The organism is Hydrogenophaga sp. SL48 (assembly GCF_021729865.1).
Taxonomy (GTDB): domain Bacteria; phylum Pseudomonadota; class Gammaproteobacteria; order Burkholderiales; family Burkholderiaceae_C; genus Hydrogenophaga.
Genome location: NZ_CP063400.1, coordinates 2,727,643 through 2,748,502 on the forward strand (window position 1 = coordinate 2,727,643; position 20,860 = coordinate 2,748,502).

Annotated in this window: 22 protein-coding genes and 1 pseudogene; 15 read left to right on the forward strand and 8 right to left on the reverse strand. The window is 67.7% G+C overall.

Annotated features, from left to right (window positions below; genetic code table 11):
* The first annotated feature begins 16 nt into the window (after nucleotides 1-16).
* The 7 genes from IM738_RS12880 (at nucleotide 17) to IM738_RS12910 (ending at nucleotide 6,910) form a co-directional block, all read left to right on the forward strand.
* Nucleotides 17-436, forward strand: a complete 420-nt coding sequence (locus IM738_RS12880) for an acyl-CoA thioesterase (RefSeq protein ID WP_236961143.1) — start codon at nucleotides 17-19, stop codon at nucleotides 434-436.
* A 43-nt stretch (nucleotides 437-479) separates the two neighbouring features.
* Nucleotides 480-1,475: a Bug family tripartite tricarboxylate transporter substrate binding protein gene (locus IM738_RS12885; RefSeq protein WP_236961144.1), complete on the forward strand. Its 996-nt coding sequence runs from the start codon at nucleotides 480-482 to the stop codon at nucleotides 1,473-1,475.
* Nucleotides 1,476-1,515: 40 nt separating this feature from the next.
* Nucleotides 1,516-3,294, forward strand: coding sequence for a tannase/feruloyl esterase family alpha/beta hydrolase (locus tag IM738_RS12890; RefSeq protein ID WP_236961145.1), 1,779 nt, complete (start codon nucleotides 1,516-1,518; stop codon nucleotides 3,292-3,294).
* A 31-nt stretch (nucleotides 3,295-3,325) separates the two neighbouring features.
* The gene (locus tag IM738_RS12895) at nucleotides 3,326-4,009 is read left to right on the forward strand and encodes a flavin reductase family protein (protein ID WP_236961146.1); all 684 of its coding nucleotides are present in this window, start codon (nucleotides 3,326-3,328) and stop codon (nucleotides 4,007-4,009) included.
* 19 nt (nucleotides 4,010-4,028) lie between these two features.
* The gene (locus IM738_RS12900) at nucleotides 4,029-5,822 is read left to right on the forward strand and encodes an acyl-CoA dehydrogenase family protein (RefSeq protein ID WP_236961147.1); all 1,794 of its coding nucleotides are present in this window, start codon (nucleotides 4,029-4,031) and stop codon (nucleotides 5,820-5,822) included.
* Between the two features lie 45 nt (nucleotides 5,823-5,867).
* Entirely contained in the window at nucleotides 5,868-6,398 is a 531-nt protein-coding gene (locus IM738_RS12905; protein WP_236961148.1) for a MarR family winged helix-turn-helix transcriptional regulator, read from the forward strand.
* Between the two features lie 164 nt (nucleotides 6,399-6,562).
* A complete protein-coding gene (locus IM738_RS12910; RefSeq protein ID WP_236961149.1) occupies nucleotides 6,563-6,910 on the forward strand; it encodes a winged helix-turn-helix transcriptional regulator in 348 nt (115 codons plus the stop codon).
* On the opposite strand, the gene IM738_RS12915 is transcribed toward IM738_RS12910, so the two are convergent.
* Nucleotides 6,911-7,762, reverse strand: a complete 852-nt coding sequence (locus IM738_RS12915; RefSeq protein WP_236961150.1) for a fumarylacetoacetate hydrolase family protein — start codon at nucleotides 7,760-7,762, stop codon at nucleotides 6,911-6,913. It lies immediately after the preceding gene.
* Nucleotides 7,763-7,903: 141 nt separating this feature from the next.
* Between IM738_RS12915 and grpE the strand changes: the two genes are divergently transcribed.
* The 3 genes from grpE (at nucleotide 7,904) to dnaJ (ending at nucleotide 11,740) form a co-directional block, all read left to right on the forward strand.
* A complete protein-coding gene (gene grpE / locus IM738_RS12920) occupies nucleotides 7,904-8,464 on the forward strand; it encodes a nucleotide exchange factor GrpE (RefSeq protein ID WP_236961151.1) in 561 nt (186 codons plus the stop codon).
* Nucleotides 8,465-8,584: 120 nt separating this feature from the next.
* Nucleotides 8,585-10,525 (forward strand): molecular chaperone DnaK, encoded by a 1,941-nt coding sequence (dnaK, locus tag IM738_RS12925; protein WP_236961152.1) that lies wholly within the window; start codon nucleotides 8,585-8,587, stop codon nucleotides 10,523-10,525.
* 84 nt (nucleotides 10,526-10,609) lie between these two features.
* Complete coding sequence (dnaJ, locus tag IM738_RS12930; protein ID WP_236961153.1) at nucleotides 10,610-11,740, forward strand: molecular chaperone DnaJ; 1,131 nt, start codon at nucleotides 10,610-10,612, stop codon at nucleotides 11,738-11,740.
* A gap of 114 nt (nucleotides 11,741-11,854) precedes the next feature.
* On the opposite strand, the gene IM738_RS12935 is transcribed toward dnaJ, so the two are convergent.
* The 5 genes from IM738_RS12935 to IM738_RS12955 form a co-directional block, all read right to left on the reverse strand.
* The gene (locus IM738_RS12935; RefSeq protein ID WP_236961155.1) at nucleotides 11,855-12,295 is read right to left on the reverse strand and encodes a DUF1810 domain-containing protein; all 441 of its coding nucleotides are present in this window, start codon (nucleotides 12,293-12,295) and stop codon (nucleotides 11,855-11,857) included.
* Between the two features lie 24 nt (nucleotides 12,296-12,319).
* Nucleotides 12,320-12,883, reverse strand: a complete 564-nt coding sequence (locus IM738_RS12940) for a flavodoxin family protein (protein WP_236961156.1) — start codon at nucleotides 12,881-12,883, stop codon at nucleotides 12,320-12,322.
* A gap of 34 nt (nucleotides 12,884-12,917) precedes the next feature.
* On the reverse strand, nucleotides 12,918-13,295 hold the full coding sequence (locus IM738_RS12945) for a VOC family protein (protein ID WP_236961157.1): 378 nt from the start codon (nucleotides 13,293-13,295) through the stop codon (nucleotides 12,918-12,920).
* Between the two features lie 78 nt (nucleotides 13,296-13,373).
* Nucleotides 13,374-13,514, reverse strand: a complete 141-nt coding sequence (locus IM738_RS12950; RefSeq protein ID WP_236961159.1) for a hypothetical protein — start codon at nucleotides 13,512-13,514, stop codon at nucleotides 13,374-13,376.
* 12 nt (nucleotides 13,515-13,526) lie between these two features.
* Complete coding sequence (locus IM738_RS12955) at nucleotides 13,527-14,000, reverse strand: hypothetical protein (RefSeq protein ID WP_236961160.1); 474 nt, start codon at nucleotides 13,998-14,000, stop codon at nucleotides 13,527-13,529.
* 90 nt (nucleotides 14,001-14,090) lie between these two features.
* Here IM738_RS12955 and IM738_RS12960 point away from each other — a divergent pair, with 90 nt between their 5' ends.
* Nucleotides 14,091-15,320: a ligase-associated DNA damage response exonuclease gene (locus IM738_RS12960; RefSeq protein WP_236961161.1), complete on the forward strand. Its 1,230-nt coding sequence runs from the start codon at nucleotides 14,091-14,093 to the stop codon at nucleotides 15,318-15,320.
* A complete protein-coding gene (locus IM738_RS12965) occupies nucleotides 15,317-16,972 on the forward strand; it encodes an ATP-dependent DNA ligase (protein ID WP_236961163.1) in 1,656 nt (551 codons plus the stop codon). The genes IM738_RS12960 and IM738_RS12965 overlap by 4 nt, the downstream gene beginning before the upstream one ends.
* Here the strand turns inward: IM738_RS12965 and IM738_RS12970 are convergent.
* Entirely contained in the window at nucleotides 16,960-17,886 is a 927-nt protein-coding gene (locus IM738_RS12970; protein WP_236961164.1) for a LysR family transcriptional regulator, read from the reverse strand. The genes IM738_RS12965 and IM738_RS12970 overlap by 13 nt on opposite strands.
* Before the next feature lie 65 nt (nucleotides 17,887-17,951).
* Here IM738_RS12970 and IM738_RS12975 point away from each other — a divergent pair, with 65 nt between their 5' ends.
* The 3 genes and pseudogenes from IM738_RS12975 to pdeM form a co-directional block, all read left to right on the forward strand.
* Nucleotides 17,952-18,860, forward strand: coding sequence for a DMT family transporter (locus IM738_RS12975; RefSeq protein WP_236961165.1), 909 nt, complete (start codon nucleotides 17,952-17,954; stop codon nucleotides 18,858-18,860).
* A 138-nt stretch (nucleotides 18,861-18,998) separates the two neighbouring features.
* Entirely contained in the window at nucleotides 18,999-19,622 is a 624-nt protein-coding gene (locus IM738_RS12980) for a glutathione S-transferase family protein (RefSeq protein WP_236961166.1), read from the forward strand.
* Nucleotides 19,623-19,634: 12 nt separating this feature from the next.
* Nucleotides 19,635-20,135, forward strand: a pseudogene (gene pdeM, locus IM738_RS12985) (ligase-associated DNA damage response endonuclease PdeM); the annotation flags it as partial.
* Between the two features lie 78 nt (nucleotides 20,136-20,213).
* Here the strand turns inward: pdeM and IM738_RS12990 are convergent.
* Complete coding sequence (locus IM738_RS12990; RefSeq protein ID WP_236961167.1) at nucleotides 20,214-20,843, reverse strand: DUF7002 family protein; 630 nt, start codon at nucleotides 20,841-20,843, stop codon at nucleotides 20,214-20,216.
* Nucleotides 20,844-20,860: the final 17 nt, after the last annotated feature.

A 20,860-nucleotide genomic window follows, 5' to 3' on the forward strand; every position in this document is an offset into this window, starting at 1 on the left:
TCCGATCTTTGTTCTTATGTCAAAAACCGTGGTCTATGAAGTCGAGGTGATGTTTGGCGACTGCGATCCCGCCGGCATCGTCTTCTTCCCGAACTTCAGCAAGTGGATGGACGCCTCGTCGCTCAACTTCTTCGTGCGCTGCGGCGTGCCGCCCTGGCGCGAGCTGCAGAAGACGACGGGGATCATCGGCACGCCGCTGCTGGAGATCCACACGAAATTCTTCACCCCCGCCACCTACGGCGAGCGCCTGCAGATCCACACCAGCGTCACCGAATGGCGCGAGAAGGTGCTGATCCACAAGCACATCGTCCAGCGCGGCGACACGCTGATCTGTGAGGGCGAAGAGACCCGCGCGTTCTGCATGCGCGATCCGGCCAATCCCGACCGCATCAAGGCCATCCCGATTCCCGCCGACATCAGGGCCAAGTGCTCCTGATTTTTTTTGTCCTTTTTCCACCACCACAACAGGAGACAACACCATGACCCTCAACCGCCGCCAGATCATCCAGGCCACCGCCGGCTCCGCCCTGCTGGGCAGCCTCGGCCTGCAACACGCCTTTGCCCAGGGGCTCGAACAGGTGAAGATCGTCAACGGCTTTCCCGCCGGCGGCAGCGCCGACGTGACCAGCCGCCGCATCGGCGAGAAGCTGGGTGGCTCGGCGTACACCAAGAACGCCGCCGTGGTGGAGAACAAGACCGGCGCGGCCGGCCGCATCGCCGTCGAGACCGTGAAGAACGCCGCGCCCGATGGCGCCACGCTGCTGCTCACGCCGTATTCGATGATGTCGATCTACCCGCACATCTACAAGCAGCTGAGCTACGACCCCTTCAAAGACCTGGTGCCCGTCGCCATGGCCTCGATGCTCGCGCACGGCCTGGCCGTCGGCCCGATGGTGCCGGCCTCGGTGAAGACGGTGAAGGACTACCTGGCCTGGTGCAAGGCCAACCCCACGCTGGCCAACTACGGCTCGCCCGCCGCCGGCTCCACGCCACACTTCCTCGGCGCGCTGCTGGGCCTGGAGGCGAACGTGGACCTCAAGCACGTGCCCTACCGCGGCTCCATCCCCGGCATCACCGACGTGATCGGCGGCCAGCTCGCCAGCATGTTCACGCCGCACGGCGACTTCCTGCCCAACCACAAGGCCGGCAAGCTGCGCATCATCGCCACCTCGGGCAAGCAGCGCTCGACCTTCGTGCCCGAAGTGCCCACCTTCGCCGAACAGGGCTTCCCCGACCTGGTGGTGGAAGAGTGGTTCGGTTTCTACGCGCCGGCCAAGACCCCCGCGGCCGTGGTGACCAGCGCCAACCAGGCCATCAACGCCGCGCTCAAGGAAAAGACGGTCATCGACAGCCTGGCCATCTCCGCCATGGTGCCGGTCGGCGGCTCGCCGGAAGACATGGCCAAGAGCATGAAGTACTACTTCGACCTCTGGGGCCCGCTGGTCAAGAAGATCGGCTTCACCGCCGAGTCCTGATCGCGCCGTCGCACCTCCTTCCCTTGCACGAGGCATCCCCATGAAGCATCCGAATGCATCCGCACGCCTGGCCTTGGTCGCCGTGCCGGCCCTGGTCCTGAGCGCCTGCGCCCAGATGGGCCCGGCACCCGCCGGGGGCCCGGCCGGCGTCGCCCGCGGCGCCCCCCTGCAGCAGTGTGAAACCCTGGCGGCCAGCTTCCGGCACGACCAGACCGCCATCGACTCGGCGACCGTGGTGGCCGCCGGCACGCTGCGGCTCGGCGGGCACGAACACTCGCGCCCGCTGCCGCAGGGTGCCGCACCGGCGCAGCCCACCGGCGGCAACCCGGTGGCCGAGCACTGCCTTGTCAAGGGCGCGATGCACAAGCGCAAGGGCAGCGACGGGCGCGACTACGCCATCGGCTTCGAGATGCGCCTGCCCAAGGCCTGGAACGGCCGCTTCTACTACCAGGGCAACGGCGGGCTGGACGGCAACGTGCGCCCGGCCGAAGGGGCGCTGGGCGGCGGCCCGCTGACCGGTGCGCTGATGCAGGGCTTTGCCGTGATCAGCTCCGACGCCGGTCACTCGGGCCCGCAGACGCCCTACTTCGGTCTGGAACCCCAGTCGCGGCTGGACTACGGCCACCAGGCGGTGGCCAAGCTCACGCCCATGGCCAAGGCCCTGATCGCCACCGCCTACGGCAAAGGGCCGGACCGCTCCTACCTGGGCGGCTGCTCCAACGGCGGCCGCCACGCGATGGTCGAGGCCGCGCGCGGCCAGGCCTACGACGGCTACCTGATCGGTGCCCCCGGCTACCGCCTGCCCAACGCCGCGCTGGCCCAGCTCTGGGGTGCGCAGCAGTGGGCGCCGCTGGCCGTGGCCGGCGCCACCACCCAGCACCCGCTCAACCCGACCGCCAAGATACCGGACCTGAGCGGCGCCTTCACCAAGGCCGAGCGCCAGCTGGTGGCCGACGCCATCCTGGGCAAGTGCGACGCGCTGGACGGCGCGAAGGATGGCATGGTCCAGTCCACACAGGCCTGCCAGGCGGCGTTCAACCTCAAGACCGACGTGCCCACCTGCTCCGGCGAGCGCAACGGGCAGTGCCTCAGCGCGGCGCAGAAGGACGTGGTCGCCAGCGTGTTCGCCGGTGGCCGCACCGCTTCGGGCCAGGCGATCTACGCCGCCTTTCCCTACGACCCGGGACTGGCCGGCGACAACTGGGGCACCTGGAAGTTCGCCAACTCGGTCGCGCTCGATCCGCTGTCGGTCGGCACCGTGTTCAGCGTGCCGCCGGGCATGTTCGACCCGCTCAAGGTCGACATCTCGGCCCGCCTGCCCATGTTCAGCGCCACCAACGAGGTGTACCGCGAGTCGGGCATGTCGCTCATGACGCCGCCCGGCAATGACAACCCGGTCAACGTCGCGAAGCTCAAGGACCGGGGCGTGAAGATGGTGGTCTACCACGGCACGGCCGACGCGATCTTCTCCGCCGAAGACACGCGCCAGTGGATGCTGCGCCTGGACAAGGCCTCGGGTGGCCAGGCCGACAGCTTCGCGCGCTTCTTCCCCGTGCCCGGCATGGCGCACTGCAGCGGTGGCCCGTCCACCGACCAGTTCGATCTGCTGTCGCCGCTGGTGAAGTGGGTCGAGCATGGCCAGGCGCCGCAGGCCGTGGTGGCCACGGCGCGCGGCGCGGGCAGCCCCGGCGGCGACAACAGCGAGGTGCCGGCCAGCTGGGCGCCCCACCGCAGCCGCCCGCTGTGCGCCTACCCGACAGTCGCCACCTACAAGGGCAGCGGCAACATGGAAGACGCCGCGAACTTCAGCTGCCGCTGATCCCCACGCGTCCACCGAACGGAACTCCGCCATGTACTACGAACCGGGCAAGACCCCCCACGGCCTGCCGCACGACCCGTTCAAGTCCTGCGTGGTGCCGCGCCCCATCGGCTGGATCTCCACGGTGGACGCGCAGGGCCGCGACAACCTCGCGCCCTACAGCCAGTTCCAGAACGTGACCTTCGACCCGCCCATCGTCATGTTCAGCGCCAACCAGAGCACGCAGGGCGAGCGCAAGGACTCGGTGCGCAACGCCGAGCAGATGGGCCAGTTCGTCTGGAACATGGCGACGTATGCGCTGCGCGAGGCGGTCAACATCAGTGCCGAAGAGCTGCCGGCCGGCGTCGACGAGTTCGCACGCGCCGGGCTGGAGAAGCTGGACAGCCGCCTCGTGAAGCCCAAGCGCGTCAAGGGCTCGCCGATCCAGTTCGAGTGCGAGTACCTGAACACCGTGCGCTTCCCCGGCCGCCCGCCCATGGGCACGGTGGACGTGGTGTTCGGCCGCGTGGTCGGCATCCACATCGACGATCAATACATCGACGGCAACGGCATGGTCGATGTGCTCAAGATGCAGCCCATCGCACGCATGGGCTACTACGAATACACCACCGTGGACAACAAGTTCCAGATGGTCATCCCCGGCAACAGCAAGGCTTTGCTCGCCGGCCTCGAAGGCTCGCCCGACAAGACGCAGGCAGCCACCCGCGACCGCTGATCCACCCCACACGACCGCCATGAACGCCTACCAGCCCCAGCCCGCCGAACAACGTTTCATCCTGCAGGATGTGCTGCAGGCCCCGCAGCAGCTCGCCGCGCTGCCGGCCTACGCCGACTTCGATGGCGATCTGCTGGTGCAGGTGACCGACGAAGCGGGCAAGTTCGTGGGCGAGGTGATCGCCCCGCTCAACCGCGAGGGCGACGAAGTGGGCGCGTTGTGGAAAGCCGGATCGGTGACGATGCCGCCGGGTTTTCGCGACGCCTACCAAGCCTTCTGGCAGGCCGGCTGGCCCTCGCTCGCCTGCGCCACCGAGGACGGCGGCCAGGGCCTGCCCGCCGCGCTGGAGGCCATGCTGTACGAGAACCTGAGCGCCGCCAACCACGGCTGGACCATGGCACCCGGCCTGCTGCACGGCGCCTACGAATGCATCAAGCACCACGCATCGCCCGAGCTGAAGGCACGTTACCTGGAGAAGGTCGCCACCGGCGAATGGCTGGCCACCATGTGCCTGACCGAGCCGCACGCCGGATCGGACCTCGGCCTGTGCCGCACCAAAGCCGCTCCCCTGCCCGACGGGCGCTTTGCCCTCAGCGGCACCAAGATCTTCATCTCGGGCGGTGAACACGACCTGACCGACAACATCGTGCACCTGGCGCTCGCGCGCCTGCCCGACAGCCCGCCCGGCCCCAAGGGTCTGTCGCTGTTCCTGATCCCGAAGTTCTACGAAGACGGTTCCAGAAGCGCCGTCGTGTGTGAGCGCATCGAAGAAAAGATGGGCTTGCACGGCAGCCCCACCTGCGTGATGCGCTTCGACGAAGCGCCGGGCTGGATCGTGGGCGAGCCCGGCAAGGGCCTGAACGCGATGTTCGTGATGATGAACGCCGCGCGCCTGCACGTGGGCCTGCAGGGCATCGGCCTGCTCGACGCCGCTTGGCAGAAGGCCGACGCCTACTCGAAAGAACGCCGCCAGATGCGCGCGCCCGGCGGCTCGGCGAAGGCAATGCCCGTCGCCGGGCCGCCCCAAGACGGGCAAGCCCCCTCGGGGGGCAGCGCATTACACGCAGTGAAAAGCGTGGGGGCAGCCGGTCACGCAGATCTCATTGAACAACACCCCGCCATGCGCCGCATCCTCGACGCGCAGCGCGCCTGGATCGATGCCGGCCGGGTGGTCGCCTACCGCACGGCGCTGGAACTCGACATCCTCAAACACCACGCCGACGCCGCCCGCCGCGACCTCGCCAGCCGCTGGTGCACGCTGGTCACGCCGGTGCTCAAGTCGGCCTGGACCGACCAGGCCTTCCACGGCGCCAGCGCCTGCCTGCAGGTCTTCGGCGGCCACGGCTTCGTGCGCGAATGGGGCATCGAGCAGATCGTGCGCGATTCGCGCGTGGCCATGATCTACGAAGGCACGAACGAGATCCAGGCCATCGACCTGCTGCTGCGCAAAACCCTGCCCGACGGCGGTGCGGCCCTGCTGCAACTGCTCACCGACGTCGGCGCCGAGCTGGGCGACGATGTGCAGGCCCTGCGGGTCAAGACCGAGCTCAGCCGCTTCAGCAGCTTCCTGCGCGAGCGCCTGCTGCCGTGCGCCACCGCCAAAGACGCCCCAGCCGACCTGCCGCACTGGCTCGCCGACGACTTCCTGCGCGCCGTGGCCATGCTGCTCATGGCCTGGGCCTGGGCGCGCATCGGCGCCACGCCTGGCGCCGACACCGCCCGCTGGCAGACCGCACAGACCGGCTTCTGGCGCTGGGTCTGGCCCGAGTTCCAGATGCGGCTGGCGATGATGGAACACACGCTCGCCGGGTGACAACCCTCTGAAGCGCCGATCGCGATACCGTTATCCTTGGCAACCATGCCCGAAACGACCGTTGCCAACACCCTGCGCCGCCCGCGCGCTGCCCGCAAGACCGCCACCGGCCCGGCACCCAAGTCGTCCGCCGCCACCGACAGCGACGCCGGCATCGACACCAGTTACCTCGAGTCCCTGCTGGGCTACAACGCCCGGCGCGCGGCGCTGGCCGTGATCGGCGTGTTCCTGGAGCGCATGGCGCCGTTCGGTCTGCGCCCGGTGGACTTCTCGGTGCTCACGCTCATCGCCCACAACCCCGGCATCACCTCGCGCCAGCTCTGCGCCGCGCTGGACATCCTGCCGCCCAACCTGGTGGGCATGATCAAGAGCCTGGACAAGCGCGGGCTGATCGAGCGCCGGCCCCACCCCACCGACCGCCGCGCCCAGGGCCTGCACCTCTCGCCCGCCGGCAAGAAGCTGCAAAAGAGCGCCCAGGCCACCGCCACCCAGCTGGAGATCGACGTGGCGAGCCGCCTCACGGCGAAAGAGCTGGACACGCTCAAAGTCTTGCTGAGCCGGGTCTACCGGTCGTAAGGCCCTGCCCCGCCCCGGTGGGCGCAATCGGGGTAAATCCTGATCGTGGGCCTTTGCGCCACATTGCTGCACCGCACGCAGCTAGCAAACTGCTAGCAAGGGCCGGATGTCCGTATAGTGGACCTCAGCCACCCCGGCAGAGGGTGGCTGACAGGAGACACAGCATGGCATCCAAAGACAAGGCCGCGGTGATTCAGCTCTTTGACCTGCTGGAATCGCGCTTCGCGATGCGCGTGATCTGGGCCCTGAGCGACGGGCACCCACAGACCTTCCGCCTGCTGCAGGACAGCGTGGGTGGCGTCACCCCCAACACCCTCAACACCCGACTGAAAGAGCTGCGCGCCGCCCGGCTGGTCGACCACACGGGCGACGGCTACCGACTCACCCACCAGGGCGCCGACCTCGCGCGCCGCATGGGCGAGGTGCAACAGTTCGCCAGCAAGTGGGCACACCAGCAAGCCCGGGCGGCCATGGCCAGCGCGGCCGCCGCGCCATCCTCCGCAGCGCCCTGATCAGCGGCCGGGGCTGGCCACCACCACCTGACGCTGCTCGCCGAGGCCGCGCCCGCCGAGGGTCACCACGTCACCCGGTTTCAGGTACACCGGCGGCTTCATGCCCATGCCCACGCCCGGCGGTGTGCCGGTGGGGATCACGTCACCGGGCTGCAAGGCCATGAAACGGCTCAGGTAACTCACGATCTGCGCCACGCCAAAGATCATGGTGCGGGTGTTGCCGGTCTGGCGGCGCACGCCGTTCACGTCCAGCCACAGGTCCACGGCCTGCGGGTCACCCAGTTCGTCGGGCGTCACCAGCCAGGGGCCGATGGGGCAATGGGTGGGGTAGCTCTTGCCCTTGGTCCACTGGCCCTCGTATTCGATCTGGTACGCGCGCTCGGACACGTCGTTGACCAGGCAGAAACCGGCCACGTGGCTCAAGGCTTCGGCCTCGCTGACGTGGAACGCCCGCTCGCCGATCACGATGCCCAGCTCCACCTCCCAGTCCAGCTTGTCCGAGCCGGGCGCGAGCCACACGTCGTCGGTCGGGCCGCTGATGGCGCCGTTGTGCTTGTTGAACACGATGGGCTGGCCGGGCGCCTTCAGGCCGGCCTCGGCCGCGTGGTCGGCGTAGTTCAGGCCGATGCACACCACGTTGCCCACGGCGCCCACGCAGGCGCCCAGGCGGGTGTCGGCGGGCAGCAGGGGCAGCGACGCCGGGTCCAGTGCGGCGAGCCGGGACATAGAATCACGCCCCAGGGTGGCCGGGCCGATGTCCGCCACCACGCCCGACAGGTCGCGCAGCGCGCCGCTGGCGTCGATCAGACCGGGTTGTTCCGCGCCCTGTGGGCCGTGTCGAAAGAGTTTCATGGGCTTTGCCTGTGGAAAAACCCCGATTTTGACCCGAGGACGGCTTTTGGGCTGTCGCCACCCCTTGAACCCGGCCCGCGAGCCCCCAGTTACCGCGCACGGCCAGCTTCGGCCTTTGATTTCTCGACTTTTTTATCCGCCATGAGCCAACCACAACATCCCGCTGAAAGCCCCGAGAACCCCACTCCCTTGAGCCCGGAAGAGGCCCTGGCCGCTGCCGCAGTGGCCGAAGCCGACGCCCTGGCCTCCCTGACCAACGAAGTCACCGAACTCAAAGCGAAGAACGCCGACCTGGCCGACCAGTTCCTGCGCGCCAAGGCCGAGGCCGAAAACGCCCGCCGCCGCGCCGAAGACGAGATCAGCAAGGCCCGCAAGTTCGCGGTGGAAAGTTTTGCCGAAAGCCTGCTGCCCGTGACCGACAGCCTGGAAGCCGGCCTCGGCATCCAGGAAGCCACGCGCGAACAGCTGCGCGAAGGCTCCGAAGCCACGCTCAAGCAGCTCAAAAGCGCGCTGGAGCGCCACAAGGTGCTCGAAATCGCGCCCGCCGCTGGCGCGAAGTTCGACCCGCACCAGCACCAGGCCATCAGCATGGTGCCCGCCGAGCAGGAGGCCAACACCGTGGTGGCCGTGCTGCAAAAGGGCTACCTGATCGCCGACCGCGTGCTGCGCCCCGCGCTCGTCACCGTGGCAGCCCCCAGATAAAGGCATTTGTGTGGGCCGGGGCTTGAAAACCACCTGAGTTATCCACACATCTTCCACAAGGGATGCACACCGCATCCACACCCCTTTCAACATCTTTTTATTTGAACCGGAGCAGAGAACATGGGAAAAATCATCGGCATCGACCTGGGCACCACCAACTCTTGCGTGTCCATCATGGAAGGCAACACCACCAAGGTGATCGAGAACTCGGAAGGTGCGCGCACCACGCCGTCGATCGTGGCCTACCAGGAAGACGGTGAGGTGCTGGTCGGCGCGTCCGCCAAGCGCCAGGCCGTGACCAACCCCAAGAACACGCTCTACGCGATCAAGCGCCTGATCGGCCGCAAGTTCACCGAGAAAGAAGTCCAGAAGGACATCAACCTCATGCCTTACGCCATCGTGGCCGCCGACAACGGCGACGCCTGGGTGGAAGTGCGCGGCAAGCAGATCTCGGCCCAGCAGGTCAGCGCCGACATCCTGCGCAAGATGAAGAAGACCGCCGAGGACTACCTGGGTGAGCCCGTGACCGAGGCCGTGATCACGGTCCCTGCCTACTTCAACGACGCCCAGCGCCAGGCCACCAAGGACGCCGGCCGCATCGCCGGCCTCGACGTCAAGCGCATCATCAACGAGCCCACCGCCGCGGCCCTGGCCTTCGGCCTGGACAAGACCGAAAAGGGCGACCGCAAGATCGCCGTGTACGACCTCGGCGGCGGCACGTTCGACGTGTCCATCATCGAGATCGCCGACGTCGATGGCGAGAAGCAGTTCGAAGTGTTGTCCACCAACGGTGACACCTTCCTGGGCGGCGAAGACTTCGACCAGCGCATCATCGACTTCATCGTCACCGAGTTCAAGAAAGAACAAGGCGTCGACCTGACCAAGGATGTGCTGGCCCTGCAGCGCCTGAAGGAAGCCGCTGAAAAGGCCAAGATCGAGCTGTCCAGCTCGGCCGCGACCGACCTCAACCTGCCCTACATCACCGCCGACGCTTCGGGCCCCAAGCACCTGAACATCAAGCTCACGCGCGCCAAGCTCGAAGCCCTGGTGGAAGAGCTGATCGAACGCACCATCGCCCCTTGCCGCATGGCCATCAAGGACGCCGGCATTTCGGTCTCCGACATCCACGACGTGATCCTGGTTGGCGGCATGACCCGCATGCCCAAGGTGCAGGAGAAGGTGAAAGAGTTCTTCGGCAAGGAGCCGCGCAAGGACGTGAACCCCGACGAAGCCGTGGCCGTGGGCGCCGCCATCCAGGGCCAGGTGCTCTCCGGTGACCGCAAGGACGTGCTGCTGCTCGACGTGACCCCGCTCTCCCTGGGCATCGAGACCATGGGTGGCGTCATGACCAAGATGATCGCCAAGAACACCACGATCCCGACCAAGTTCGCGCAGGTGTTCTCCACCGCCGAAGACAACCAGCCGGCCGTGACCATCAAGGTGTTCCAGGGCGAGCGCGAGATCGCTGCGGGCAACAAGGCACTGGGCGAGTTCAACCTCGAAGGCATCCCCGCTTCGCCGCGCGGCATGCCGCAGATCGAGGTGTCGTTCGACATCGACGCCAACGGCATCCTGCACGTGGGCGCCAAGGACAAGGGCACGGGCAAGGAAAACAAGATCACCATCAAGGCGAACTCCGGCCTCTCCGAAGCCGAGATCCAGCAGATGGTGAAAGACGCCGAGCTCAACGCCGCCGACGACAAGAAGAAGGTCGAACTCGTTCAGGCCCGCAACCAGGCCGAAGCCATGGTGCACAGCGTCAAGAAGTCGCTGAGCGAACACGGCGACAAGCTCGACGCGGGCGAGAAAGAAGCCATTGAAGCCGCGTTGAAAGACGTGGAAGAAGCGGCCAAGGGCGAAGACAAGGCCGCCATCGAAGCCAAGACCGAAGCGCTCATGACCGCCAGCCAGAAGCTGGGCGAAAAGGTCTACGCCGCCTCGCAGGCCGAGGCCGCTGCGGCCGGTGGCGCTGCCGAAGGCGCCAGCGCCGAGAGCGCCGGCAGCAACGCGAAAGACGATGACATCGTTGACGCCGAGGTGAAAGAAGTCAAGAAAGGCTGATCGCCCGTCGCACGGCTTTCAACCCGCCGCCGCGTCAGGGCAACCTGACGCGGCGTTTGTGTTCCAACAGATCCCCACCAGACCATGGCCAAACGCGATTTTTACGAGATTCTGGGCGTGCCGAAGAACGCTTCGGACGAAGAAATCAAGAAGGCGTATCGCAAGCTCGCGATGAAGCACCACCCTGACCGCAACCAGGGTGACACGGCCAAAGCCGCCGAAGAAAAATTCAAGGAAGCCAAAGAGGCCTACGAGATGCTGAGCGACGCGCAGAAGCGCGCCGCCTACGACCAGCACGGCCACGCCGGCGTGGACCCCAACATGCGCGGCGGCCCCGGCGCCGAAGGCTTCGCGGGCTTCGGCGACGCCTTCGGCGACATCTTCGGCGACATCTTTGGCGGCCAGCGCGGCCAGCGCGGCGGCCGACAGGTCTACCGCGGCGCCGACCTGTCCTACGCCATGGAGATCAGCCTCGAAGAGGCGGCGGCCGGCAAAGAGAGCCAGATCCGCATCCCCAGCTGGGACGACTGCGAAAGCTGCAAGGGCACGGGCGCCAAACCCGGCACCAGCGTCAAGACCTGCTCCACCTGCCACGGCCAGGGCCAGGTGCAGATGCGCCAGGGCTTCTTCAGCGTGCAGCAGACCTGCCCCACCTGCCACGGCAGCGGCAAGATCATCCCCGAGCCCTGCACCGCCTGCAGCGGCCAGGGCAAGATCAAGAAGCAGAAGACGCTGGAAATCAAGATCCCCGCCGGCATCGACGACGGCCAGCGCATCCGCTCCAGCGGCAACGGCGAGCCCGGCCAGAACGGCGGCCCGGCCGGCGACCTCTACATCGAAGTGCGGCTGCGCAAGCACGACATCTTCGAACGCGAGGGCGACGACCTGCACTGCCAAGTGCCGGTGAGCATGACCACCGCCGCACTCGGCGGCGAGATCGACGTGCCCACCCTGCAAGGCAAGGCCACCATCGACCTGCCCGAAGGCACCCAGAGCGGCAAGACCTTCCGCCTGCGCGGCAAGGGCGTCAAGGGCGTGCGCAGCAGCTACCCCGGCGACCTGTACTGCCACGTGGCGGTCGAGACGCCGGTGAAGCTGACCGAACACCAGCGCAAGCTGCTCAAGGAACTCGACGAGTCGTTCAAGAAGGGCGGCCACAAGCACAGCCCGAACGACAAGGGATGGTTTGAAAAGGCGAAGAGCTTTTTCAGCTGATTGCCCCTCAGGGGTTCAGAAATGGGAAGGGGCGACGGGTGACCGTCGCCCCATTTTTATAGGGCTGCGCTCAGGAAGCGGATCGTCGGAGCATCAGCCGCCACTCGGGCAGGATCAGACGCCCCCCTTCGGCCCAGCCAGCAGCGCCAACGTCTTCGGGCAACGAACGCCACCGTAGAACTGCTGCAACGCCGCTGCGAACTCGGACGCGTCCGGGGCCACCGACTCGAACAGTGTCAGGCAACTGCGGAACTTGAGCGCGTCGACGGGGCCCAGGATGGCCTCCGCGCTCCGGCCGGCGTGCTGCCTCATGACGCGCACGCATTCCATCAGTCGCGGCCCCAGCAGTGGATGGGCCAGGTAAGCCACTGCCTCGGCCTTTCCGCTGATGCCATAGAACTGGGCGTGGTGGCTGTGCCCCAGCCCCCGGAGTTGGGGCAACACGAACCAGATCCAGTGGGTTTGTTTTCTGGCTTGCTTCAGTTCGGCGAGCGCGGTCTCGTAACTGTCGGACTGGGCATCCATGAAGCGGAGGAGATGGAAAGGGTCTGGCATGGTTGACTCCGGCCCGCAAGTGCTTCACGTCAAAAAAAACGACTTCGACAGCCCCACCGCTTCGGCATCTCCTTGGGATGCCTCCGGCGGCCCACCCTTGCCCCACAACACCCCGGCCATCGGCATGTCCAGAAACTTCGCGCACATCGCCGTCGAGTCGATCATGGGCTGCGCCTTGGCCCGGTCGCCGTTGGTGGTGATCAGCCACAAGCGTTTCTGGCTCATCTGCGCCTTGAACTCCAGGCCCGGCACGCGCAGCCAGGCGCTCCAGTGGTCGAGGTAGGCCTTGAGCGTGGCGGGGAAGCTGAACCAGTAGACGGGCGCGACGAAGACGAGGTCGGTGCAGGCCAGTGTCTGGTCCAGCAGGTTGCGCATCACGCTGCCGTCGTCGGGCATGGGGTAGCTGCCGACGGTGTGGCGCTGGTCGATGAACTCGGGGATGCCGGCGCGGGCCAGGTGCACCCAGGTCTGTGTGGTATCGGGCGGCAGGCTGGCCGCGGCCTGGCGGGCCAGCCACTCGGTGTTGCCGACGTGGCCGGGTTCGCGGGTGGAGGCGATGAGGAAGAGGACGTGGCGGGCTGAGGTCATGCCGGAAAGCATACCGGCACCGGCTCGCCGGCCCTCACGCCATCGAGTGCAAACCCACCCGGTTGCCCTCGGTGTCGATGAAGTGGGCGAAGAAGCCGAAGCCGCTGCCGATGTCGGTCTTGGGCACGGTCACCGAGCCGCCCGCGCCCTCGACCCGCGCGAGCGTCGGCGCCAAGTCGTCACCGCCGTTGAGGTAGACCAGCGTGCCACTGCGCGAGGGCGTGGCGCCCTCTTCCAGCACGATGGCGCCGCCCACCGAGTCCGGGCCCATGGAGAGGAAACCCATGGTGGACGGCCCCATGGTCATGGTCTCGATGGGCCGGCCGAGCACGGTTTCGTAGAAGGCCTTGGCGCGGGCGAAGTCGGTGACGGGGATTTCAAACCAGTTGATGGCGTGAGGGGTGGTGGACACGGTGATCTCCGGTGTGTGACGGGGTGGCCACTGTGCCCCGTGATCGAGAGCGGGTCAACCAACGCACGCAGACCCGCCTCACACAGAGGCGTCTTCCGCCAGCAACGGCACACCCGAGCGGCGCGCGGCGTCGACCACGGCGCGCAGCAACGGCACACGAAAGAAGGCCCGCCCGGCGGGCAGCTCGGTGAGCGGCGCTTGGAGGTCTTTGAGCTTCATGGGCAGGGGTCGTCAATGACCCTCTGCGGTGGCCAGGCCCAGCACGCGCTGCGCATCCACACCCTGCTCCAGCGCCACGCGGGGCGTCTGCCCGTCCAGCGCCGGGTGCGGACTCTCCAGGAAGGCCAGCAGCTGCCAGCCATCGGTGGCACCCAGCGCCTGCGACAGCGGCTGGAGGTGCGGGAACACGAAGGGCTCGAACTGCCAGCGCGGCAGCTTGTAGCCGCGCCGCAGGTGCGCCACACCGATGCAGCGGCCGGCCTTGATCCAGGCGTTGATGGTCACGCGCGTGGCGCCCGCCAGTTCGGCGGCTTCGTCGGTGGTGACCATGTCGGCGGCCTGGATGCGCTCGCGCCGGTAGGCCGCGCCCGAGCGCATCAGCATGGTGGTTTGCGCTTCGTGGGCGTAGGCGTCGGCAGGTAAGCGAGCGGTGCTCAGGCGCGGCTCTTTTACCGTGGCCCCCAAAGGAATGGCCAGTGTGTTCATGATGGGTCCCTGTTGAATTGTTATGACTGCGATTTTTGGTCAATACGATGGACTGGTCAATTTTTTAGAGCTCGTTTTCTCGCAGAAAACATGGTGTTACTCAACGACCCCGACCTCATCGTCGCCCGCCCCGAAGGACTTTACTGCCCGGCGGGCGACTTCTTCATCGACCCCTGGCGACCGGTGCAACGGGCCGTGATCACGCACGGGCATTCGGACCACGCGCGCTGGGGCCACGCGCACTACCTGGCGCACACGCACAGCGCGGGCACGCTGCGCCAGCGCCTGGGGACCGACATCACCCTGCAGACGCTGGACTACGGCGAGGTGATTGAACACCACGGCGTGCGGCTCTCGCTGCACCCCGCCGGGCATGTGCTGGGCTCGGCCCAGGTGCGGCTGGAGCACGGCGGCAGGGTCTGGGTCGCGTCGGGCGACTACAAGACCGAGGCCGACGGCACCTGCGCGCCCTTCGAGCCGGTGCGCTGCGACACCTTCATCACCGAATCCACCTTCGGCCTGCCCATCTACCGCTGGCCCACGCAGGCGGTGCTGTTCGACGACATCAACGCCTGGTGGCGCCGCAACGCCGACGAGGGCCGTGCCTCGGTGCTGCTGTGTTACGCCTTCGGCAAGGCGCAGCGGCTGCTGCATGGCGTGGACGCCAGCATCGGCCCCATCGTCGTGCACGGGGCGGTGGAGCCGCTCAATGCGGTGTACCGCGCAGCCGGCGTCGAGTTGCCGCCCACCCACCGCGTGACCGAACTCGACAAGACCGCGCTGCAGCGCGCGCTGGTGCTCGCCCCACCCTCGGCCCAGGGCACGCCGTGGATGAAGCGCTTCGGCGCTGACGCGGTGGACGCGTTCGCGAGCGGCTGGATGCTGGTGCGCGGCACGCGGCGGCGACGCGGCGTGGACCGGGGCTTCGTCATGTCCGACCACGCCGACTGGCCGGGGCTGATGAGCGCCATCAAGGCAACCGGCGCCGAACACATCCGCGTCACGCACGGCAGCGTGCCGGTGCTGGTGCGCTGGCTGACCGAGCAGGGGCTGGACGCGCAGGCCTTCGAGACCGAGTACGGCGCCGAAGACGCGGCGGACGCCCCCACGTCCGTTCGCCCTGAGTCCTTCGGCGGTGCTCAGGACAGGCCTGTCGAAGGGTCGCCCGACGCTGTACCCGTTCGCCCTGAGCCTGTCGAAGGGCCTGCCTCGGAAGGGCTTCGACAGGCTCAGCCCGAACGGTTCAGTGAGCGTGCCAACAAGGATCAAAGACACAGAGCCGAAGGTGGTGAACCTGTCGACGGGAGCGACACGCCATGAAGCGCTTCGCCGCGCTCTACCGCGAGCTGGACGCCAGCACCGCCACGCGCGAGAAGCAGGCCGCGCTGCAGCGCTACTTCAGCGAAGCGCCCGCGGCAGACGCGGCCTGGGCGGTGTACTTTCTGGCGGGCGGCAAGCCGCGCCAGACCGTGCCCACGCGCGCGCTGCGCGAGCTGGCGCAGGCGGCGGCGGGCCTGCCCGAGTGGCTGTTTGAAGAGAGCTACCAGACCGTGGGCGACCTGGCCGAAACGGTGTCGCTGCTGCTGCCGCCCGCCGGTGCACCGGTGGACCGCGGGCTGGCCGAGTGGCTGAGCTTGCACCTGCTGCCGCTGCGCGGCCTGCCGCCCGACGTGTTGACCGAACGCCTGCGCGCGCAGTGGAACGCCCTGCCCGACAACCAGCGTTTCATCTATTTCAAACTCATCACCGGCGGCTTCCGCGTGGGCGTGTCCAAGCTGCAGATGACGCAGGCGCTGGCGGCCGTGGCCGGCGTTGCACCTCAGCGCGTGGCGCAGCGGCTCATGGGCTACACGCACATCGGTGCCCAGCCCTCGGCGGCCGACTACGCGGCGCTGGTGGCGCCAGAAAGCAGCATCGAGCAAGACCAGAAAACCAGCGGCCAGCCCTACCCCTTCTTCCTCGCGCATCCGTTCAACGAAGCGCTGGATCGGTTCGATCAACTGCTGGGCCCGCCCGCCGACTGGCAGGTGGAATGGAAATGGGACGGCATCCGCGCACAACTCGTGAAACGCGCGGGCCAGGTCTGGCTCTGGTCGCGCGGCGAGGAGCTGGTGACCGAGCGTTTCCCCGAGCTCGCCGCGCTGGGCGAAGCGCTGCCGGAGGGCACGGTGCTCGACGGCGAGATCGTGGTCTGGCGCGAAGACAAGCCGCAGCCCTTCGCCGATCTGCAAAAGCGCATCGGCCGCAAGACGCTGGGCCCCAAGATCCTGCGCGAGCTGCCGGTGGCGCTGCTGGCCTACGACCTGCTGGAACACGAAGGCATGGACCTGCGCGAGCAGCCGCTGCACGCGCGCCGCGCCACGCTGGACGCGCTGGTGCAGGACCTCAACCACCCGCTGCTGATCGCCAGCCCTGTGCTCACCGGCGACACCTGGGCACAACTCGCCACCCAACGCGAAGCAGCGCGCGAACGCGGCACCGAAGGCTTCATGCTCAAGCAGCGCGCCAGCGGCTACGGTGTGGGCCGCACCAAGGCCGCCGGCACCTGGTGGAAATGGAAGACCGACCCCATGAGCGTGGACGCGGTGCTGATCTACGCCCAGCGCGGCCACGGCCGCCGCGCCAGCGTGTACAGCGACTACACCTTCGCGGTGTGGAACGCGCCACCCGGCACCGAAGGCCGGCAGCTGGTGCCCTTCGCCAAGGCCTACTCGGGCCTGAGCGACGCCGAGATGGCGCGGGTAGACACCATCATCCGCGCGACCACCATCGAGAGCTTCGGCCCGGTGCGCAGCGTGCGGCCCACACTGGTGTTCGAGCTCGGCTTCGAGGGCATTGGCCGCAGCCCGCGCCACAAGAGCGGCATCGCGGTGCGCTTTCCGCGCATGCTGCGCTGGCGCGAAGACAAGCCGGTCGAAGAAGCCGACTCGCTGCAGACGCTGGCGGCGCTGCTGCCGGGTCAGACCGGCTGAGCGCAGGGGCCCAGCGCAGCCACCAGGTGGTCGATCAGCGCGCGCACCTTGGGCGCGGTGTGGCGCGAGGCCGCGAACAGCAGGTAGGCCGTGCCCTGGTAGTGGTTGTCGAACACCCAGTCGGGCAGCAGCTGCACCACCCGGCCGGCGGCCAGCGCGTCACGAGCCACAAAATCGGGCACACAGCCCACGCCCAGACCGGCCTCCACCGCCGCCAGCCTCATCTCGCTGTGGTTGACTGTGTAGCGGCCGGAGACCGCCACCTCCACCACATCGCCGCCACGCACCCAGCGCCAGCGGTTGTCGCGCTCCTGTTCGCCCAGCGAGAGACAGCTGTGGGCCATCAAGTCTTCGGGCGTGCGCACCGGGGGCCGGCCCGACAGGTAGGCCGGGCTGGCCAGCAACAGCTGGCGCACCGGCATCAGCGCACGGGCCACCATGCCGGGCGGCGGGTCGTCGGTCAGGCGGATCACGAGGTCGACGCCCTCGCGCAGCGCATCGACCGGCCGGTCCACCACCATCAGGTGCAGGTCCACCTCGGGACAACGTTGCAGAAAGGACAGCAGGGGCTGTTGCAGCACCTGGCGCGCAAAGGCCTTGGGGGCGCTGATGCGCACCCGTCCCCTGGGCACGCCCACATGCCCCTCGGCCACGCGCACCGTGGCCTGGGCCGCCGCCACCATCTCGCGCCCACGCTCCAGCACGTCCAGGCCGGCCTCGGTCAGGCGCAGCTGCCGCGTGCTCCGCTGGAGCAAGGCCACACCCATGACCTTCTCCAGCCGCGCGACCTGGCGGCTCACGGCCGACGGCGTCTGCCCATGCTGCCGCGCCGCGGCCGAGAAACTGCCGGCCTCCGCCACGCGGACAAAAGCCACCAGCTCGTTCATCACTTCAAGCACGTCATCTGTTCTCACGGCGCACAGCTCCTGTTCTGGCGGGCAGTCTAGTCGGCCAGCGGGTGCGGCCGAACAATCCGGGCATGTCGCTTGCCACCGTTTCGTCCCGTCCTCCATGGCCCCGCCTGCCATCCGCCGAATGGCTGCTGCTGCTCGTCGCCATCGTCTGGGGCGGCAGCTACAGCGCCGCCAAGATCGCCACCGATCAGGTGCCGGTGCTTCAGTTCCTGTTGTTGCGCTTCGGCCTGACCTTCCTGCTTCTGTTGCCCGCGTTGCGCGGTCTGGCCGTGGCGTCCTGGCCTTCGGCGCTGGCCGGGGCCTCGCTGCTCGGCGCCAACCTGTTGGCGATCTTCGTCTGCGAGACCTTCGGGGTCTCGCTCACCACCGCGTCGAACGCGGCTTTCCTGATCAGCCTGTGTGTGGCGTTCACGCCCTTGTGCGAATGGTGGCTGCTCAAGGCCCGGCCCACCAGCGCGGTGATGGCCGCCGCAGCGCTGTCGCTGCTGGGCGCGGGTCTGCTGGCATTCCAGCATGGCGGCAGCGTGAAGGCGCTGGCGTGGGGCGATGCGCTCATGGTGCTGGCCGCCTTCCTGCGCGGGGTCATGGTCTGCCTGACGCGGCGCCACGGACAGCGCCACGGGTTGCCCGCCCTCACGATGACGGCGGTGCAGATGGGCGTGATGACGCTGGGCTCGGGGCTGCTGATGGTCACCGTGCAAGGCCCTGTGTGGACGCCGCTGCCGAGCAGTGCGTCTTTCTGGGGCGCCATGGCCTTCCTGGTCTTGCTGTGCACCCTGCTGGCCTTCTTCGTGCAGAACCACGCGGCGTCTCGCACCAGCCCTTCGCGGGTGGCCCTGCTGATGGGCAGCGAGCCGCTGTGGGGCGCGCTGATCGCGGTGGCCTGGCTGGGCGACCGCCTCACGCTGCAAGGCTGGCTCGGTGGCCTGCTGATCGTGGCATCGGCCTGGTGGGTGACGCGCCCACGCCCTTGACCTCAGTCCGGGCCATGCGGTGAAGCCGGGTGACCGCATGGCCACACCGGGCCCCACTGCGGGCCAGCCACGCACAGCGTGCAAGCTTCCCGCCCACGCACCACAATGCAGGCCTTCCCCACCCCCCGAGCCGCCGCCATGACCCTCACCGTCCACCACCTCAACAACTCCCGCTCGCAGCGCCTGCTGTGGCTGCTCGAAGAGCTGGAACTGCCCTACGACATCCGCTTCTACGAGCGCGACAAAAGCACCATGCTCGCGCCGCCCGAGCTCAAGAAGGTGCACCCGCTGGGCAAGTCGCCGGTGCTGGAAGACGGCGCCGTGAAGCTGGTGGAGACCGGCGCCATCTGCGAATACCTGGTCGAGAAAACCGGCCAGCTCGGCCCGGCCGACAGCGGCGTGGGCCAGCGCCGCTACCGCCAGTTTCTGCACTATGCCGAGGGCTCGGTCATGCCCATGCTGCTGCTCATCCTGGCCATGTCCAAGATCCCCGTGCTGGGCAGCATCGCGATCAAGAAAGTCCAGCCCATGCTCGATGTGCACCTCGACTACATCGAGCAGGAACTCGCCTCACGCCCCTGGTTCGCGGGCCAGCAGATGACCGCCGCCGACATCATGATGAGCTTCCCGCTCGAAGCCGCCGTCTCGCGCGGCGGCCTGGGCGCCTCGCGGCCCGCCACCATGGCCTGGCTCAAGAAAATCCACGCCCGCCCGGCCTATAAGCGTGCGCTGGAAAAAGGCGGCACGTACGACTACGCCTGACCCTGCCGCACCACGCGCGACAAGCTCGCGCGGCTGAGCGAGCTCAACGCCTTGCACCGCCCCGAACGGCTGGTGTTCCTCGGCGACTTCCTGCACGCGGCCACCGGCCGCACGCCCCCGGTGCTCAAGGCCCTGAGCGACTGGCGCGAACGCCACCGCAGCGTGACGATGACCCTGGTGCGCGGCAACCACGATCACCGCGCGGGCGACCCGCCGCCCGAGGCGCGCATCGAGGTGGTGGACGAGCCCTGGCTGCTCGGCCCCTTCGCCTGCTGCCACCACCCACAAACCCACGCCACCCACTTCGTGCTCGCCGGCCACCTGCACCCGGTCTGCCACCTCAGCGGCCCCGCGCGCGACGCGATGCGCCTGCCCTGCTTCGTGAGCGAACCGGGCCAGGCCGTGCTGCCGGCCTTTGGTGCGTTCACTGGAGGGCACGCCCTGCCGGCTGCGCCTGGCAGGTGCTTTCATGCGATTGGCGGGCAGCGCGTTTGGGCGGTGCCGGGGACTTGAAGGAGTCGCTCAACTTTTGAGCTAAGTGGCGACCACCGGCGAGCGCGCTGGCCAGTGGTCGTCCGCTAGAGCAAAGGGTTAGGCAGCACTTCGCAGCGGCCGCCAAGGGCCTTCCGGGCTGTACGACACCTCCACGCTGCTAGGTAGGGGGCATGCTTGGACAGACACGACTTCAACTATCTCAGATGGGGTGCCAGGGAACTCGCTCGCTGGCAGGTAGGTACTACCACCACGCGGGCTGTACTTACCACCCGAGCAGCGCGGCGCACCTGAGTTGTAGCGTGAGAACTTGAGGTTCATCGCGATCAGGCTGGCGGTCGGCAAGCGCAGGATGACCGGGCCTTCATCGCGGTAACGCTTGAAATGATTCAGACCGTGGTCAATTGGACCCGACGATTGACCAGGCCAGAAGAAGACGTGCTCGTTGATGTGCTCCACAAAGCGCGCCATATTCCAGCCTTCTTCGAACTCAATGGCGCCTTTAATCAGCGGCTTCTGATCGCGGATGAGTGTTGTGCCGCCATTGGCCCGTATGGGAAGGTGTTCTTGCCGCTTCGTTGAAGCTCTGTACGAGAGGCCGGCGCCTTCGAGAAGTGCCCGCGCGCAGCGAAGCTCCATCTCTTTGGCGATTGACGGCAAATTGTTCGCAGCTGTCAGGTGGTACAGGTACGGACGCACTCGCAGCAGACGGGTGGAGTCGAACGGCATCGGTTGTGCTGCCTATC

Excerpts from the sequence above, each read along its gene's own strand:
- IM738_RS12880 (WP_236961143.1), top strand. The coding sequence starts at position 17 with ATGTCAAAAACCGTGGTCTATGAAGTCGAGGTGATGTTTGGCGACTGC.
- IM738_RS12885 (WP_236961144.1), top strand. The coding sequence starts at position 480 with ATGACCCTCAACCGCCGCCAGATCATCCAGGCCACCGCCGGCTCCGCC.
- IM738_RS12890 (WP_236961145.1), top strand. The coding sequence starts at position 1,516 with ATGAAGCATCCGAATGCATCCGCACGCCTGGCCTTGGTCGCCGTGCCG.
- IM738_RS12895 (WP_236961146.1), top strand. The coding sequence starts at position 3,326 with ATGTACTACGAACCGGGCAAGACCCCCCACGGCCTGCCGCACGACCCG.
- IM738_RS12900 (WP_236961147.1), top strand. The coding sequence starts at position 4,029 with ATGAACGCCTACCAGCCCCAGCCCGCCGAACAACGTTTCATCCTGCAG.
- IM738_RS12905 (WP_236961148.1), top strand. The coding sequence starts at position 5,868 with ATGCCCGAAACGACCGTTGCCAACACCCTGCGCCGCCCGCGCGCTGCC.
- IM738_RS12910 (WP_236961149.1), top strand. The coding sequence starts at position 6,563 with ATGGCATCCAAAGACAAGGCCGCGGTGATTCAGCTCTTTGACCTGCTG.
- IM738_RS12915 (WP_236961150.1), bottom strand. The coding sequence starts at position 7,762 with ATGAAACTCTTTCGACACGGCCCACAGGGCGCGGAACAACCCGGTCTG.
- grpE (WP_236961151.1), top strand. The coding sequence starts at position 7,904 with ATGAGCCAACCACAACATCCCGCTGAAAGCCCCGAGAACCCCACTCCC.
- dnaK (WP_236961152.1), top strand. The coding sequence starts at position 8,585 with ATGGGAAAAATCATCGGCATCGACCTGGGCACCACCAACTCTTGCGTG.
- dnaJ (WP_236961153.1), top strand. The coding sequence starts at position 10,610 with ATGGCCAAACGCGATTTTTACGAGATTCTGGGCGTGCCGAAGAACGCT.
- IM738_RS12935 (WP_236961155.1), bottom strand. The coding sequence starts at position 12,295 with ATGCCAGACCCTTTCCATCTCCTCCGCTTCATGGATGCCCAGTCCGAC.
- IM738_RS12940 (WP_236961156.1), bottom strand. The coding sequence starts at position 12,883 with ATGACCTCAGCCCGCCACGTCCTCTTCCTCATCGCCTCCACCCGCGAA.
- IM738_RS12950 (WP_236961159.1), bottom strand. The coding sequence starts at position 13,514 with ATGAAGCTCAAAGACCTCCAAGCGCCGCTCACCGAGCTGCCCGCCGGG.
- IM738_RS12955 (WP_236961160.1), bottom strand. The coding sequence starts at position 14,000 with ATGAACACACTGGCCATTCCTTTGGGGGCCACGGTAAAAGAGCCGCGC.
- IM738_RS12960 (WP_236961161.1), top strand. The coding sequence starts at position 14,091 with ATGGTGTTACTCAACGACCCCGACCTCATCGTCGCCCGCCCCGAAGGA.
- IM738_RS12965 (WP_236961163.1), top strand. The coding sequence starts at position 15,317 with ATGAAGCGCTTCGCCGCGCTCTACCGCGAGCTGGACGCCAGCACCGCC.
- IM738_RS12975 (WP_236961165.1), top strand. The coding sequence starts at position 17,952 with ATGTCGCTTGCCACCGTTTCGTCCCGTCCTCCATGGCCCCGCCTGCCA.
- IM738_RS12980 (WP_236961166.1), top strand. The coding sequence starts at position 18,999 with ATGACCCTCACCGTCCACCACCTCAACAACTCCCGCTCGCAGCGCCTG.
- IM738_RS12990 (WP_236961167.1), bottom strand. The coding sequence starts at position 20,843 with ATGCCGTTCGACTCCACCCGTCTGCTGCGAGTGCGTCCGTACCTGTAC.